This window comes from Paenibacillus sp. MDV22-iso6, assembly GCF_058408365.1.
Map to the genome: position 1 here is coordinate 1 of NZ_JBZVDZ010000013.1, position 15,956 is coordinate 15,956.

Annotated in this window: 12 protein-coding genes; 5 read left to right on the top strand and 7 right to left on the bottom strand. The window is 44.3% G+C overall.

What is annotated here, in order from left to right; translation table 11 throughout:
* Positions 1–778: 778 nt before the first annotated feature.
* Positions 779–2,530 (top strand): methyl-accepting chemotaxis protein, encoded by a 1,752-nt coding sequence (locus tag AC4PM4_RS27445; RefSeq protein WP_491615007.1) that lies wholly within the window; start codon positions 779–781, stop codon positions 2,528–2,530.
* A 175-nt stretch (positions 2,531–2,705) separates the two neighbouring features.
* Here AC4PM4_RS27445 and AC4PM4_RS27450 read toward each other — a convergent pair whose 3' ends face one another.
* A complete protein-coding gene (locus AC4PM4_RS27450; protein ID WP_064642109.1) occupies positions 2,706–2,873 on the bottom strand; it encodes a DUF3934 family protein in 168 nt (55 codons plus the stop codon).
* A 311-nt stretch (positions 2,874–3,184) separates the two neighbouring features.
* Here AC4PM4_RS27450 and licT point away from each other — a divergent pair, with 311 nt between their 5' ends.
* From licT to AC4PM4_RS27465, 3 genes are all read left to right on the top strand, one after another.
* Positions 3,185–4,045, top strand: coding sequence for a BglG family transcription antiterminator LicT (gene licT / locus AC4PM4_RS27455; protein WP_063568380.1), 861 nt, complete (start codon positions 3,185–3,187; stop codon positions 4,043–4,045).
* 184 nt (positions 4,046–4,229) lie between these two features.
* Entirely contained in the window at positions 4,230–6,128 is a 1,899-nt protein-coding gene (locus AC4PM4_RS27460) for a beta-glucoside-specific PTS transporter subunit IIABC (protein WP_491615008.1), read from the top strand.
* Between the two features lie 53 nt (positions 6,129–6,181).
* On the top strand, positions 6,182–7,591 hold the full coding sequence (locus tag AC4PM4_RS27465; protein ID WP_072735891.1) for a glycoside hydrolase family 1 protein: 1,410 nt from the start codon (positions 6,182–6,184) through the stop codon (positions 7,589–7,591).
* Between the two features lie 97 nt (positions 7,592–7,688).
* Here the strand turns inward: AC4PM4_RS27465 and AC4PM4_RS27470 are convergent, their stop codons facing one another.
* From AC4PM4_RS27470 to AC4PM4_RS27490, 5 genes are all read right to left on the bottom strand, one after another.
* Entirely contained in the window at positions 7,689–8,909 is a 1,221-nt protein-coding gene (locus tag AC4PM4_RS27470; RefSeq protein WP_063567173.1) for an MFS transporter, read from the bottom strand.
* 33 nt (positions 8,910–8,942) lie between these two features.
* On the bottom strand, positions 8,943–9,542 hold the full coding sequence (locus AC4PM4_RS27475) for a TetR/AcrR family transcriptional regulator (protein ID WP_063567182.1): 600 nt from the start codon (positions 9,540–9,542) through the stop codon (positions 8,943–8,945).
* A gap of 120 nt (positions 9,543–9,662) precedes the next feature.
* Positions 9,663–10,814 (bottom strand): S1C family serine protease, encoded by a 1,152-nt coding sequence (locus tag AC4PM4_RS27480; RefSeq protein WP_491615010.1) that lies wholly within the window; start codon positions 10,812–10,814, stop codon positions 9,663–9,665.
* Between the two features lie 14 nt (positions 10,815–10,828).
* Positions 10,829–12,073: an FxLYD domain-containing protein gene (locus AC4PM4_RS27485; protein WP_072735643.1), complete on the bottom strand. Its 1,245-nt coding sequence runs from the start codon at positions 12,071–12,073 to the stop codon at positions 10,829–10,831.
* 159 nt (positions 12,074–12,232) lie between these two features.
* Positions 12,233–12,652 carry a VOC family protein gene (locus AC4PM4_RS27490; protein ID WP_063567181.1) on the bottom strand — a complete coding sequence of 140 codons (420 nt, stop codon included), beginning with the start codon at positions 12,650–12,652 and terminating at the stop codon, positions 12,233–12,235.
* Between the two features lie 273 nt (positions 12,653–12,925).
* Here AC4PM4_RS27490 and AC4PM4_RS27495 point away from each other — a divergent pair, with 273 nt between their 5' ends.
* Entirely contained in the window at positions 12,926–13,681 is a 756-nt protein-coding gene (locus AC4PM4_RS27495; protein WP_491615011.1) for a class I SAM-dependent methyltransferase, read from the top strand.
* Between the two features lie 105 nt (positions 13,682–13,786).
* Here AC4PM4_RS27495 and AC4PM4_RS27500 read toward each other — a convergent pair whose 3' ends face one another.
* A complete protein-coding gene (locus AC4PM4_RS27500; protein WP_491615013.1) occupies positions 13,787–15,925 on the bottom strand; it encodes a penicillin-binding transpeptidase domain-containing protein in 2,139 nt (712 codons plus the stop codon).
* Positions 15,926–15,956: the final 31 nt, after the last annotated feature.

The following is a 15,956-nucleotide window of genomic DNA, read 5'->3' on the forward strand; positions in this document are numbered from 1 at the left end:
CGAAGCTTATTTCATTCGCTTGCCGCACCGTGTTTCTCGTGTTTTCTTGGCCGGATTAATAATATATCATGTTCTAATACTAATTACAACCCATATTATAAATTAATTTTATTTCAATATATTTAGTTGATCTACTTTCCTAATATAAATGTCTCCAGCGGTTGTTAAGTTAACGGAATCTACGGAACCGCTCTATGCGTTCTATGGGATAGCCTATACTGGCTGTAATCCTAACGCCTAAGCTCAAATGAACATTTTGTCTTGTAGGGCCAGAAAACTTTTCTTCATTAATGTCACTACTTATTAAGTTAGCTTCATCTATATACTGTTGTCTTTCATTACAGTAATAGGATATCGTTCATTGATCTTTTCGATATTCGCCAAGTCTCGTTTAGAGTCATTTTTGCGTATTAATGTATTTCATATATGCGCATATCTTTATTTCAACATAAATCCCTCTCCCCTTTATGTATATACATGTTATGCACAATTCACTTTTTAAAATGAAGGGACCTTATTCCTTTTGGCATTTAATTTCCCCAATCTTCAAAGAAATTACCGTTATAGATTTGCGCATTTTTTAATAATGAACACAATAATGAAAGAAATGAGGAAAATTCTGAAAAGCTTGGTACTAAAGCATCATTTTCATTCAAAAACTAACATTAGTCTAACCCTATTACGATATATCACATGGATACGAAGCACCATACGTAGAGCGAACACGCATCCAGATGGTCATAATTAGAAAAAGGAGTGAACTATGTTGTTAAATAAGATGAGGTGGAGTACTCTTCCCTTCTTTGCTAAAAATCTCGTTATTTCATTCGGCAGTATTATGTTGATTGGGGTTATCCTCATTACTGCGGGATATCAACTGCAAAAGAATATTCTGAGTCAACAATTGTACGAGCAGGCTGAAGTTACAACACAGAAATGGTTTGATGATCTGGATACAGACAAAGTAATTGAAGCAGTAAAAGAGAAAAGTTATTCTGGACCTGTTCAGAAAGAATTAAGAGAATACCTGGATTCCATCCACGAGCTATATCCCAATATTGCACAAGCCTATATCTTCGGCACTGAACTGAAGGAAGGAAATCAAACGTCCATCATTGCGATTCCTACTAATTTGTTGGGGCCTTTTGAAGAAAGCAATATGGCAGCAGGTTCAATGTATCCATTACCACAGAAAAATGTTATAGCTCTTGAAGGTATGAAAAACGACGAGGAACCTGCATTAAGCAGCTTTTATACGGACGAATACGGTACTTGGACTACGATTATGTACCCTATTAAAAATGCCGAAGGAAAAATGTACGCCGCACTTTACTTCGACGTTGATGCAAACGCAGTTCCAAAAGGACTTCATAAGCTGATTACATACAGTAGTATTTTCCTTATCGGTTTCCTGGTCCTGTTTATGGTACTGCAGTTTATTCTATTAAAGAAAACACTTAAGCCAATCCGTGACCTTATGAAGGGTATTGAGACTGCAAGCGCAGGCAATCTGGATGTAACCATCCAAACCGGACGGGATGATCTGGGAATTATCAATGAAAAATTCAATACGATGATTCAGCGATTCAATGACACGATGTTCAAAGTCCAAACGACATCCTATCACCTCTCTGACTCATCCAAGAAATTACTAGATATTTCTGAGAAAAATAATGATAATATCCAGATGATCAGCAGCAATATTCGGGACATCTCTCACGGCCTTCGCTCCCAGGATCAGGCGAGCGTGGAAAGTGCCCGAGCAATGACAGAAATGTCTACCGTTGTGCAGACGATTGCCAGCAGTTCTGCAGATGTAGCGGATGAGGCATTAAGCATGGAACAACGTTCCAATACAGGTCATGAGATTATGCAACAAGTGGTTGAGCAGATGAGACTGATCTCTGGTGCGGTGAAGCACACGTCGGAATCGATACAGTCTCTGGAAAGCCGCTCCAACGAAATTAGCAGCATCGTAAATATGATTACGCAAATTGCAGATCAGACTAATTTGCTCGCCCTGAATGCTTCCATTGAGGCGGCTCGTGTAGGTGAGGAAGGAAAAGGGTTTGCGGTTGTCGCAGGAGAAGTCCGCAAGCTCGCTGAACAGTCCCAGGATTCTGCCAAACAAATCCGTACCTTAATTGACGGCATTCAGCGCGATATCCTTCAATCTGCCGAAGCTATGCAGCTTGGCTCCCAAGAAGTGGTGAAGGGATCTCAGGTCACTATGGAGACGGGGCAATTTTTTGAAGATATTCTGGCAGCTACGAACAAAGTCGCTAACCAAATTCAGGATATCTCCAGTTCTACCGAAGAAATATCCGCCAGCACACAGGAAATGTCCGCTACTGCGGATGAGTTGTCTGCGAGCGTCAGCAAAGCAGCACATAGCAGCAAACAGATTGAGCAATCCATTGCCGAACAGGAATCATCCATGGCCTCCATTGTTGCTGCCTCTGATGAACTTTCGGCTGTATCGGGCCAATTGCAAGAACTGATCTCCTTCTTTAAAGTAAGGGCCAACTAGAGCTGAATACCAAGTAAACCATAAGAACGTTAATAACAAAAACCAAGATGCTTGAGGGTACTCCTGCGTCTCGGTTTTTTGTTATTCGTTTAATATGATGCGCTTGCGATGAAATAAAAAAGAGACCATCCCTGTATTCAGGTCAGTTCCCTTCTCTACTCTATCTCGTGCCCATTTACACGGACTTGTCACTTGGCGTTTCGGCATCGGTTTTATTCTTTGTGCCTTTACTTTTATAAGGCTTCGGGGCACTTTTCGCCCGGTTAGCGGCGGCTTGCCAACGGTTCCAGCCTTTTTTGCCAGTACCACGGCCGGTACCGCCTTTTCCTTTTGCTTTGCTCATGTTATCACTCCAATAATCCTGTATATGCTTAAAAATGACCGTCCTCGGTAACTTATTATGCAACCCAGCCCATCTTCTTCACTTCCAGCTTTCTTATTATAACAAAAATTGACGTCTTTACGTTCATTTCCATAAATCATTGTATTGTTATTCTGTTATGAAAGCGGTATAGTGGACATAATTGAAAGAGGAAGCTGTGTCTTCTTCGGGATTGTTACTGGTAAGCAGGCGATACCCAAACAAAAGGCTGTCTAATAAGCCTTTGTTTGGGTTTTTTGTTATTATTACGAGCTATTGAGGTGAACACATACATGATCATCCGACAGATTTTCAACAACAACGTCATTCGTGCCGAGAATCAGGTAGGCCAAGAGTTTGTTGTCATCGGCAACGGTCTAGGTTTCAAGAAGAAAAATGGACAGCCCGTGGATGAGGATAAAATCGAGAAAACCTTTGTGCTGAAATCGGATAAAATACCGCAAAAATTGATTGACCTGATCGGTGAAACATCGGTTGAATATTTAAAATTAGCTGACGAAATTGTAGGCTACGCCAAAAAGGAAATGGGCGATATTTTTAGTGATAATATCTATATATCGTTAATTGATCATATTCAATTCGCCATTACAAGGTACCGCAAATCCGTCGGACTGAAGAATTCCCTTTTGTGGCAAATCAAGAAGTTTTACAAAAAGGAATTTGGGATTGGCATGAATGCAGTAGATCTGATTCAGGAACAATTCGGCATCCAAATGGATGAACATGAGGCCAGCTTTATTGCCATGCATTTTGTCAACGCTCGCCAAGATGGTCAGGGTATGAAACAAACGGTTGAAATTACCGAGGTTATTGATGATATTTTCAACATTGTCACCAATCATTACCACATCGCCCTGGATGAAAATTCATTTAATTATTCCCGGTTTATTACCCATCTGCAATACTTTGTGCAGAGAATGCTGAGTAATGAACAGGAGCAATTTGCATCGGGTGATAACTTCCTGTATGAGCAGGTTAAAGACAAATATGCCAAGGCTTTTCAGTGTACACAACTGATTAATCAATACCTTGAAGAGAAGTTTGAAAGCGCCATGTCCATTGATGAAAAAGTGTATTTGACGATCCATATTCACCGTGTCACTTCCCGTAACGAAATGCTGGACGCTGAATAAAAAAAGCTTGCAAACGATTTCGGCGTCATTTATAGTTGGTCTCACAACTTAACGACAAGGATTGTTACTGGTAAAGCAGGCGATACCTAAATGATTGGCAACGGGTCATCTTTCCGATGATCATAGCCATTCGTTTAGGTATTTTTTTGTTTTCAGGCAATCTTAACAACAAAGGAGAATGAACATGGATCATAAAAAAATGGGGGATGACATCGTTCGTCTCGTCGGCGGAGAAGCCAATATCAATGGTCTTGTCCACTGTGCAACCCGGCTGAGATTCGATCTGAAGGATTCGAAAAAGGCTGAACGCGAAACGCTCGAGAAACACGATGGTATCATTACCGTTGTCGAAAGCGGCGGACAGTTCCAGGTCGTCATTGGCAGCAATGTGGCTCATGTATATGCAGAGATCATGAAGAACAGAGATTTTGGAGGGGATGCTTCCTCATCTGCTGAGTCCACAGGAGAAAAAACATCGGTTTTATCCAAAGTTTTTGAAATTATATCCGGAAGTTTCTCACCTTTAATCCCGGCCATGGCAGGATCAGGTATGTTAAAAGCTTTGTTGACTGTCCTGACTATGCTTGGATGGATGTCTGATACAAGTGACACGTACCTGATTCTATCTGCTGCCGGGAACGCAGTCTTTTATTTCTTGCCTATCTTCCTCGGTATCACACTTGGTATGAAACTGAAAGCCAATCCTTATGTAGCCGGTGTAATTGGTGCCGCTCTGATGGAGCCGAACTTTACTGGACTGATGGATAAAGGCTCGGATGTATCGTTCCTCGGCATACCCGTTGTCATGATGAATTATTCAGCCAGCGTATTCCCGATCTTCATATCGATCAGCATATACGCTGTACTCGACAAACTACTGAAGAAAATCATTTTGAAAGATCTGCAATTGTTCCTGGTACCGATGATTGCTCTGATGATTATGGTTCCTTTGTCCGCAATGGCCTTCGGACCATTCGGCACCACGGTAGGTGACTGGATCTCCTCCGGCGTAACTTGGCTTATTGGTGTCAGCGGCATTTTGTCAGGAGTTGTACTGGGTGGATTCATGACCTTCATGGTTGTCTTCGGACTCCACTGGGGTTTCACACCAATCACGATTCAGAATATCGGGGTTGGCGGCGATCCGATTGAAGCCATGGCAGCTGCAGCTGTGTTTGCACAAATCGGTGTAGCATTTGGTATTTTCCTGAAAGCCAAAAAGAACAAAACCCTGCGAACCCTTGCAGGTTCCACCAGCCTTACCGGTTTACTTGCAGGTGTCACTGAACCGATCGTATACGGTCTGATCTTGCGTTATAAACGAGTGATTCCTATCGTTGTCATTGCAGGTGCGATCGGCGGTGCCATTAATGGTCACTTTGGCGTTAAAATGACTGCTTATGTGTTCCACAATATATTTGCCATTCCTGTCTATACACCAACGGTTGTCTACGTGATTGCGATTGCCTGCTCCTTTGCTGTAGCAGCGATATTGACCGTGATGTTCGGATATGAAAGCAAAACCAAAGACACAGCTTCCGAAAAAAATGAATCTGTCTCCAATACATCGACTGAAAGTACACCGGAAGAACTTCCTGTCGTACCTGAGACAAAAACAACTGAAATCAAAAAGGAACAAATTTATAGTCCTCTTACAGGTAAAGCTGTAGCCTTGAGCACCATTAACGACCCTGCTTTCTCAACAGGTGCCATGGGCAAAGGATTGGCGATTGTTCCTGAGATTGGTGAAGTCGTCGCTCCCGTGGATGGCGTTGTAACTTCACTCTTCCCAACTGGACATGCCATGGGATTAACGACCAACGCAGGTACCGAGATTTTGATTCACATTGGTATTAACACGGTGGCGCTGAAGGGAAAACATTTCAATCCTGTCGTTCAGGAAGGCGATATCGTTAGACAAGGCGATCTGTTGATCCAATTTGAAATCGATAAAATTAAAGAGGCCGGATACGAAACCGTGACTCCTGTCATTGTTACTCTCACGCAGCAGGAAGTGGATGTATTCGAAACGACTCAAGAGCATGTACAGAAAAACGATGTCCTGCTGACTTTGGTTGTCTAACTCTTGTCTAACACAACTTATATCATATGTATTCAATTTAGGAGGAACTAACAATGAAGCATACTCAACTTAAACCATTTCCTAAAGATTTCTTCTGGGGAGGATCAACCTCCGCCTATCAAATTGAGGGAGCCTGGGATGAAGATGGCAAAGGCCCTTCTGTCATCGACATGGGCAATCATGTGGAAGGCGTAACCGACTTCAAGGTAACCAGTGATCACTATCATATGTACAAAGAAGATGTGGCCCTGATGGCCGAAATGGGCTTCAAAGCCTACCGTTTCTCCATCGCCTGGACTCGCATCTATCCGCAAGGAGCAGGTGAAGTAAATCCAAAGGGACTGGCATTTTATGATTCCTTGATTGATGAGTTGATTAAATACGGTATTGAGCCCATTGTGACCATGTATCACTTTGATCTTCCTTATGCGCTTGAAGAAAAAGGGGGCTGGTCCAACCGTGCAACGATAGATGCCTTTGAACAATATGCCAAAACACTTTATGAAAACTACGGTGACCGGGTCAAATATTGGCTGACCATCAATGAACAAAATATGCTAATCCTTCACCCCGGCTCTCTGGGTACCCTGGATACAACACTTGTTGATCCACAAAAAACTCTGTATCAGCAAAATCACCACATGCTGGTCGCTCAAGCCAAAGCCATGGTTCTGTGTCATGAGATGCTGCCTGAAGCCAAAATCGGCCCAGCTCCCAATATCGGTGTTATCTATCCCGCGAGCTCCAAACCGGAAGATACGCTCGCTGCTGATAACTATGCTGCCATTCGCAACTGGCTCTATCTCGATATGGCAGTATATGGACGCTACAATCATATTGCCTGGAGTTATCTCGAAGAAAAAGGATATACCCCTGTTATTGAAGATGGAGACATGGACATCCTGGCTCAAGGAAACCCTGACTTTATCGCTTTTAACTACTATACATCACAGACCGTTGGTGAAAGCTTGAATGATGGCAATGACTTCTCCCATACAGGAGACCAGCATGAAATCGTCGGGGAGCCAGGAGCTTACAGAGGATCTGTAAATCCAAATCTGCAAAAGACTGAATTTGGTTGGGAAATTGATCCCGTTGGTTTCCGCTCAACGCTGCGCCAGATCTACTCCCGTTATCATCTGCCATTGATCGTTACCGAGAATGGTCTGGGTGCATTTGATAAACTAGAGGAAGGCGACGTGATCAACGACCCTTACCGCATCGAGTTTTTCAATAAACATATCGAGCAGATTCAATTGGCTATTACAGACGGTGTAGATGTATTCGGCTTCTGCCCTTGGTCTGCGATTGATCTGGTAAGTACACATCAGGGATCAAGCAAACGTTATGGATTCATCTACGTGGATCGGGAAGAATTCGATATCAAGGAATTAAGACGTATCCGCAAACAGAGCTTCCACTGGTATCAAAAACTGATTGAAACCAATGGAGAAGTGCGTTAATACTATAAAATAAAAAGCCAGTCGTTTACACATCGTTCATGTGTAGCCGACTGGCTTTTTGTGTTGGTTCACTCACTCATTCATATTCAAATCAGGATTACATTTCTGCTTTGGCGTTGCCTGTGGAGTTAACTCCTCTTAATACCCGCAGAGATAACAGGAAACAGATTGCCAGAACAACAGCTGCTGAAACGTAAGGATAGTTGATATTCACATCAAACAGTGCTCCCGCTACAATTGGACCTGCGATATTCCCCAAACTTGTGTAGGCTGAGTTCAATCCGGCCACAAAGCCTTGCTGTTCTTCCGCCAGTTTGGACATCTGCGTACTGATTGCCGGACGCAATATATCCATACCAAGGAAGACGATAAACGTTACGACAAGAATCATCCAGTAGGTGTTCACAAACAAGGTCAACAGTACAAATACGGCTACAAAAAGCAAGCAGACCGAAATGACTTTTTTCTCACCAAACCGGTTTAACAGCCAGCCAATCATGGAGACCTGCACCACAGCTCCCGCAATGGAACCAAACGTAATAATGAATGCAATATCCTTGGTGGTGAAGCCAAATTTGTGATCCACAAACAGTGAAAATACCGTCTCATAGTTAGCCAGACCAAACGCCATGACAAATACGATAATCAAACTGAAAAAGTAAGGCTCCCGGTACGAATGCAGCAACTGGGAAACCATGCCCGGGCTTTTGACCTTCGCTGCACCCGCAACAGGTTTGGTTTGCTCTCCGGTAATTCTGGTCGATTCCGGCAAAATAATCAATGTAATGATGGATGCCAGCAAACCTGCAATACCTGCGGCATAGAAAGGAATCCGAATGCCAAAGTCCGCGATATATCCGCCGATCCCCGGACCAATAATAAATCCTGTAGTAATTGCCGCATTGATTAATCCCATGCCTCTACCGCGTTCTTCATCTGTCGTAATATCTGCGGTATACGCCATAACTGCCGGGAAGATCATTGCTGCACCGATTCCGCCAAGCATCCGGGCCGCGAAGAGCAGCGATGGTGCATTCACAGCACCAAACATAAACTCCGATACAGCAAAGATTAACATGCCGCCAACAATAATTTTTTTACGTCCCAAGATGTCAGACCAACGGCCCGCAACTGGAGAAAACAGAAACTGCGTGAAGGAGAATGCTGCTACCAGCAAACCAACCGTGAACCCGGTGATATGCAGTAGATCCATGTACGCAGGCATAATAGGTACAACAAGACCTATACCTGTAAAAACGAGAAAAATATTAAACATTAACAGCAGCAATGCGCCCCTGTTCCGTGTAAGTAATGCCATGATTCCATCCTCCGTAGTTGTCAAAATGTTGCCTTAAGCTTTATCTTTTGCTATTCCATATAAGAATACGCTAGCCGCCTGGCGGTATAAGGCAAGAGCCTGTTCTGGCTCCATTCCGCGCGACAGTTGACTAAGTCCAATAATGGTGCTTTCCAGAATGAGCGCAAGATTGTCTGCGTTGTCTGCCTTGAACTCTCCGCTCTCTATCCCCTGTTCCACCAATTGTTTGTTAAATTGAATATGCCGCTCAAACATCAAAGATATTCGCTCTTCAATATCATTTTCTTTCTTTTCCCCGGTAAAAAACTCATCTGCCGCCTTGGTTAGCGGGTGATTCATATCGTCGAGGATTAATTGTTCTGCCAAGCCGTAGATCTTCTCTGTAGAAGTATGATACAGATGCTCCTTGGCCGCCCAATTCTCTTCCCATTCCCGATCCCACTCATCAATCAGATACAGAAAGAGGCCTTCCTTACTTTTAAAATGGTAATAGATATTGCCTTTGCTACTGCCTGTCGCAGCCACAATATCTTCAATGGAAGTTGCTTTATACCCTTTTTGCACAAAAAGAGCTCTTGAGGCATCCGCAAGTTTCTTCTTGGTCTGCTCGGTTTGAATTTGCTTTTTATTCATACTCATCCATTTCACTCCGCCTCTTGCATACTGAACGTTCGTTCTGTATTTTAACAGAACCATCATACTTAAGCAATCAAAAAGGAGAATCGGCTTGGTGCCCATTCTCCCTCCACAACTTTATTTCACTTTTTTCCCTTGACCATGAAGTATTTTCAGTTGTCCATTTTCATAACCGACTTGATACGTAACTTTATATTTCGTGGTGACCAATTCACTGTCTTTTCGTTCATCCGCTGTAATAACCGCAGTGACCTCTATTTCATCATTTGACTTGCCTGAGGACGAAACTTCGGCAATGGTAACATAACTGGTGTTGATGTAACCTTCACGGAACTTGGCATAACTTATACCGCTCTGCCACTCACTGCCAAGCAAGGCATAGGCGGTAACATAGTCATTCAGATTCAGGTTCATATAAAATTCGGTCACCAGACCCTCCGCTTCCAAAGAAGCTGAGTCTGCTCCCGATCCCTGACTGCCACTCGTCTGAACCGCCGTTTTAGACGATGATGGTTTCTCAGACCATGCCTGGACCTGCTTCAATACACTGGTGATAGGAATGCTGAACCCAATTCCACCTTCCTGCTCCACAACGGCTGAATTAATGCCCAATACTTCACCGGTTTCTGTACTGATCAGTGGGCCACCGCTGTTGCCGTGTGTAATAGGCGCCGAGATTTGATACAGATTACTATAGATATACGGGGCAATTTCGAAGCTGCGTCCAACTCCGCTGATAATGCCTGTAGTTACGGTGTTCTCCAGACCCAGCGGACTACCCAGAGCGAGAATCTCATCACCCGTCTCCGCTTTGGATTTGGCGATAGGTAACGGTTTAACTTTTTTCAGATCAGGCACCCTGACGACAGCAACATCCGTCTCTTCTCCAATCCCGATAACGGTTCCCTTATACTCCTCATGATTCAGGGTTCGAATCGTTACTTCTTTCGACCCCTCCACCACGTGAGCATTAGTTACCACATCCCCCTGATCATTGTAGAGAAAACCGGAACCCAGTCCGCTGCTGCTCTCAATCGTAACCACTTTCTTCTGACTCTCTTCAATAATCTGTTTACGTGTTTTCTTCACGGCTGTCTGGGAGGACGGTTTAGACGCTGTGGTTGCCGTTTCCTTCGTAGTGACAACAGCCAGTCTTGGTCCATCCTGCAGTTGATCTGCTGAATACTGATGAATCCAGAACACCCCTCCTGCTCCCGCTCCAATAATAATTGCACTGGATATAATCGTACTCCATGTTCGTTTGGCCATTCCAACCTGTCCTCCTATTCCAGATACCACGTTGCGTTCACTACAGAAACTTCAGCTTCCTCGTACACACCGTAATAATACGTTTCAAAAAATCCCTGATCCCCTACATCAAGCCAGCTTGGATACACATCCGCATAGGTTTGACCGAGATATGCCCCGTCTGAGCTGTAGATGTCCAGCATAACCGTCACGGAAGAGATAGGACGAGTGGCATTATTCACGATTGAGCCGCTTATATACAGATCGCCATACATATCAAGCGTCGCTTCTACGTCTACAATACTCACCGCTGCTGTGCGGTTTTTCAGGTCTTCTTCTGCCGCTTGTTGCTCAGCAAGTTGAATTCGTTCGGCTTCTGCTTTTTCAAAAGCCTTCTTCTCACTCAGCACCCGTTCGCGATATGCTGTCAATTTGTCATCCTCGGGCGCGTAGGACAGTCCCAAATCAACGGTTTGCAATGCAGCCGTAAAATCCTTTTTCTTCACTTGCTGTTCAGCTTGCTTATAGCTAAGGCCAGCCAGCTTGTCGATGATTTGTTTCTGAACCGCCTCTGCTTCCTTGCCTTTCAATTTCGATACCGTGTCCAATTTCTCAGCAAGTGCCTGTACGGTTGTCAAACTATCGATTTCTTTCTTTACCTTCAGGACAGCCAGTGTCACCTTGTTGTTGTTTAGAGTCGTACGTACCTTGGCAAATACCGGTTCTTCTCGCTCTTTCAACACTTTTGCTACAGCCTGAAGTGTCTTGTCACCTGCAGCAAGTTTTCCCGTTTTCAAACTTGTCGCAGCTTCGTTCAGCTGATTCATTAGATTGAAGGCTTTGGCTGTAATTTGGCGATCCTGCACAAGTCCATCAACATTTGGCCGTTTCGCAAGAGCCGAGTCCAGAAGTTGAAGCGCCTCTTGATATTTTCCGTCCAAGCCCGCCTGCTCCGCCTGTTGATGCAGTGTTTTTACCTCCGCATTGATGCCCATCTCCTGCTTGTAATAATAAGTCAACAAGGCCCCCATCACCGCTGCCAGAAGCAGTGGAATAATCCAGCTAAATGCTCGGCCTTGTGCCGTGTTGCTCTGCTTCGGTGCAGACTGATGCTGTCTGGATAACTGATCTAATGCTTTGCCCGTTCCACTTTCCAGACCAACTGCTGTTTCTGCCCAAATCTGTTCATCTGTAGAGCTTGAATCTTTTAATTTCGTTCTACACTTTCTACATGTGCTGTCCCCTGGATTGCTTTTGGTCCCACATACGTGACAATACACCCTGATCCCTCCATCAAAAAGAACGTATGTATACTATGCTATTTATACATGAATCGACACTTATCATATAGTAAAAAGGTAAATTACACCATATGTTATTGGGATATATGAACGCAAAAAGTGCCTCCCTGTTAATAGGAAGGCACTGACAAATGTATTCTATTCTTGCGTAGGAAAGCTACTTAGATCCATATAGGAAACTTCCCATAGATGATCATCCGGGTCCTGAAAACTCCACCCATACATAAACCCATGATCTTGAGGATCATTATACGGCTTGCCGCCAGCATCCAGGGCAGCTTGTACAATCAGATCGACTTGTTCACGACTCTCCACCGACAAGGCTACGATGACTTCCGCCGTGTCCGCCGCGTTGGATATTTTTTTCGAAATAAAAGATTGAAAACGATCCTCCACCAGCAGCATCGCATAGATGTTGTCTCCAATGATCATGCAAGTCGCAGACTCGTCTGTAAAATTCACATTGAACTCAAACCCTACTTTGGTAAAAAAATCAACGGACCTCTTCAAATCCTTAACGGGCAAATTAACAAAAATCTGCTTAGCGCGAACAGCCACCATCGATCACCTCAATCTAATAGAATGGATTTCACCTCAAATTAACATCTCGCGTATACGCTGTCAATTCATTATAATAACGATATTCCAAACTGTGAGGTGACACGGATGTTATTCCGAATCGTTCGAAGTAATAAGTCGTCGGGCTGGGTCAAAACGCGTACCAGCTAACATGGGATACGTCTGCCCTTTTGAGCCTGTTCGGCATCTAATCGTAACGATTTGGTACAACATCTGTCTAGAATCAAGAACTCACATTGGAGGAATCATATAATGAAGAAAAAGATGGACTATACTACTTTTTACGAACGTATTGGGCAATTGAATGGCTGGGACTTCAGCTCCCTGAAAGTGACTTCAGAAGGCATCGAATGGAATTTCTACGAGGAAGTTATACGCTGCACCGAACCGTCTGATCTATTGCTTGATATTGGTACAGGTGGTGGAGAAGCTGTTCTTTCCATCTCGAATGCCGCACTGTTATTGGTTGGAATCGACCTTTCCCGGGGAATGATTGAGACTGCCCAGCGTAATCTTAAGGCATCTGGTTCCAGGTCGAATGTCCGTTTTGTGCATATGAATGCAGAGCAACTGACATTTCCAGATCAATTCTTTAATGTGGTTTCCTCCAGACACTGCGACTTCTGCGTTACAGAAGTATTCAGGGTATTGGCTGATGGCGGTGTATTCCTTACCCAACAAGTCAGTGAACATGATAAATATAATCTCTCCAAGGCTTTTGACCGTGGACAATCGCTGGGCGTTCAGCCTGGCACATTAATGGAACGATACAAACGTGAACTTCGCGAAGCGGGTTTTCGTGACATTGAGGCACACGAATATAATGCAACAGAATATTACGCCACGCCTGATGATCTGCTTTTCCTACTGACCCATGCACCGATCATTCCCGGTTTTGGAGAGAAGGAATCCGACTTAGAGCATTTCCAACAGTTTGTTGAGCATAATCGCTGCGATAAAGGGATTCGAACGAACTCGGCACGTTTTATGCTGACAGCTCGGAAATAAATCTTATAACATAAAGGCAAAATAAAGCCCATCCACCATTTTAGTAACATGAATGGTGGATGGGCTCTTCAAATACTAAAGATACATCGTAAATCGCAAATCAATTTACTGCGTTACTCCCTTTTTCTCCAGGAAAGGCTTTAATTTATCCAAAACATAATGACTGCCGCCTCGTCCGTTCACTTGTTCAATGACTGCGGCTATAAGGAAGGATGGTGATTCGGTATCAAACACCACAACAAAACCGTTCTCCTGTCCTTTTTCCCCCTTCTTGGCCTTAAGCTCGGCAGTCCCTGTCTTAGCCGCCAGTCCTTCAGGGAGTGAGTTCAAGGAATGAGCCGTTCCTCCCGATCGGGTCACGACCTCGCCCAAGGCATCCTTAACCGTATTTGCGACTTCAGGTGTAATCACAACTTCCGGTTCGGCGGTTTCCTTTTCCTCTATCAGTACAGGCTTCACCATTTTTCCTTCATTAATAAAAGGGGTGAAGGAGGATGCCAGATGGATCGGCGACATCAACATTTCTCCCTGTCCATAGGATGTGTCAGCGAGCAGCACCTCGGATGACAAATCGAGATGTGCCTCGTTTGCATACTGACTTGGTTTCAAATACAGTTCATCCAGTCCAAAGTTGTCTCCAAAACCGAACTTCTGAATGCCATCTATGAACTTGGCGCTGCCCATCTCAACAGCTTCCTTCGCAAAATAAATATTGTCTGAGTAGACCAGCGCATCAACCATGTTCACCGGGGATACACTTTTCACACGTTTCACATAGTAACCGCCCCAGCTCTCATCCTTGCGCCATTGCAGACCAGAGATATCATGCGATTTGTCCGCTGTGGTAACCTTCTCCATCAAACCTGCCGCTGCCGTAATGGCTTTGAAGGTTGAACCTGGTGCATAACGGTTCGTAAACCGATTGATAAAAGGAAGCTTTTCATCTGCTGAATAGGCATCCCACTCTGCCTGTGTCAGTCCCGTAACCATCTTGTTCGGATTATAGGCAGGCGCACTTGCCAGTGCCAGCAGATTACCATCCGTTGGGTTCATCAGCACCATTGCTCCGGCGTCACCACCACTCGATAATGTCTTATACAACTTGCGCTGTTGCTCAGAGCTTATCGTCAGTTGAATATTCTCTCCATCCACTGCATCCTTGCGAATAAGCTCAGAGCGAGTGTTTCCAGATTCATCAGTGATCTCGATCAGGCCACCTCGTTCGCCGCGAAGCTGTTTCTCCAGGGATTGCTCCAGTCCGGCTTTGCCAATCCAATCTTCCGCACGATAGTATCCTTCCGTATCTTTCTCCAAATCTTCCTTGGTGGCCTTGCGTACATAACCGATTAAATGAGCAGCAGCCTCACCAAGAGGATAATATCGTATTTCCTTGGATTGAACTTGCACACCAGCCAGTGCTGTAGGCACCCGGGAGTCCTCTGTTGAAGCAATCGGGACAAAATATTCCGGCTTCACCCATTTCTGTGCAAGTGCGGTGTTAATCATAGCTTCTGTTACTTTGTAATGCTCCGCGATCCGGGCGATCATCGGCTCCGGATTTTCTCCCAGCTTCTCAGGTATGATGCCCCATTCATATATATTTCCCTTTGTTGCGAGGGGCAGCCCTTCACGATCAACAATGTCTCCTCGTTCCGGGAAAAGGGTTTTCACCCGAACTTTGCTTCCCTTGACCATGTCAGTCAGAATCATGGATGGCTTCCAGTTGATCCGCCAGACTTTGCCACCCTCCTCAAGCTCTTCACGCACCAGTTTCAGTGTATGCGTCTCGTCCACTTCCCCGAGGAAGGTCGTTAACTGCAGACTGTAGTCCACTTCGTAGGCATCCGGATTTTGGTTTTGGTTTTGGTTTTGGTTTTGGTTTTGGTTTTGGTTTTGGTTTTGGTTTTGGTTTTTATTTTCATTACCAGTGCCGTCCGATGCCTCTTCGATTACTTTCGGTTTCAATTCTGCTTTAATCGCAGAAACCTCCATACCCGAATAGATTGCATTGTATTTTTCCACAAATTGTTCACGGTTCATGCCGGACTCTGTCAATGAAGCAGGCGTCATCAGGGTATACAGTTGATCAAATTCTTTCTTTTGCAGATGCTCTATGTACTGATTAACGGTTACCTCAGGCTTTACTTCCTCTGTTTTGCTATTCTGCATGTATAAGTACATTCCGATTCCACCGGCAAATAAGATGGGAAGCAGTCCATAAATAATTTTACGTTTCGATTTCATGATCACATCACCTCTAATATACACTATAGAT

Excerpts from the sequence above, each read along its gene's own strand:
- AC4PM4_RS27495 (WP_491615011.1), top strand. The coding sequence starts at position 12,926 with ATGAAGAAAAAGATGGACTATACTACTTTTTACGAACGTATTGGGCAA.
- AC4PM4_RS27470 (WP_063567173.1), bottom strand. The coding sequence starts at position 8,909 with ATGGCATTACTTACACGGAACAGGGGCGCATTGCTGCTGTTAATGTTT.
- AC4PM4_RS27480 (WP_491615010.1), bottom strand. The coding sequence starts at position 10,814 with ATGGCCAAACGAACATGGAGTACGATTATATCCAGTGCAATTATTATT.
- AC4PM4_RS27475 (WP_063567182.1), bottom strand. The coding sequence starts at position 9,542 with ATGAATAAAAAGCAAATTCAAACCGAGCAGACCAAGAAGAAACTTGCG.
- AC4PM4_RS27445 (WP_491615007.1), top strand. The coding sequence starts at position 779 with ATGAGGTGGAGTACTCTTCCCTTCTTTGCTAAAAATCTCGTTATTTCA.
- AC4PM4_RS27450 (WP_064642109.1), bottom strand. The coding sequence starts at position 2,873 with ATGAGCAAAGCAAAAGGAAAAGGCGGTACCGGCCGTGGTACTGGCAAA.
- licT (WP_063568380.1), top strand. The coding sequence starts at position 3,185 with ATGATCATCCGACAGATTTTCAACAACAACGTCATTCGTGCCGAGAAT.
- AC4PM4_RS27460 (WP_491615008.1), top strand. The coding sequence starts at position 4,230 with ATGGATCATAAAAAAATGGGGGATGACATCGTTCGTCTCGTCGGCGGA.
- AC4PM4_RS27500 (WP_491615013.1), bottom strand. The coding sequence starts at position 15,925 with ATGAAATCGAAACGTAAAATTATTTATGGACTGCTTCCCATCTTATTT.
- AC4PM4_RS27465 (WP_072735891.1), top strand. The coding sequence starts at position 6,182 with ATGAAGCATACTCAACTTAAACCATTTCCTAAAGATTTCTTCTGGGGA.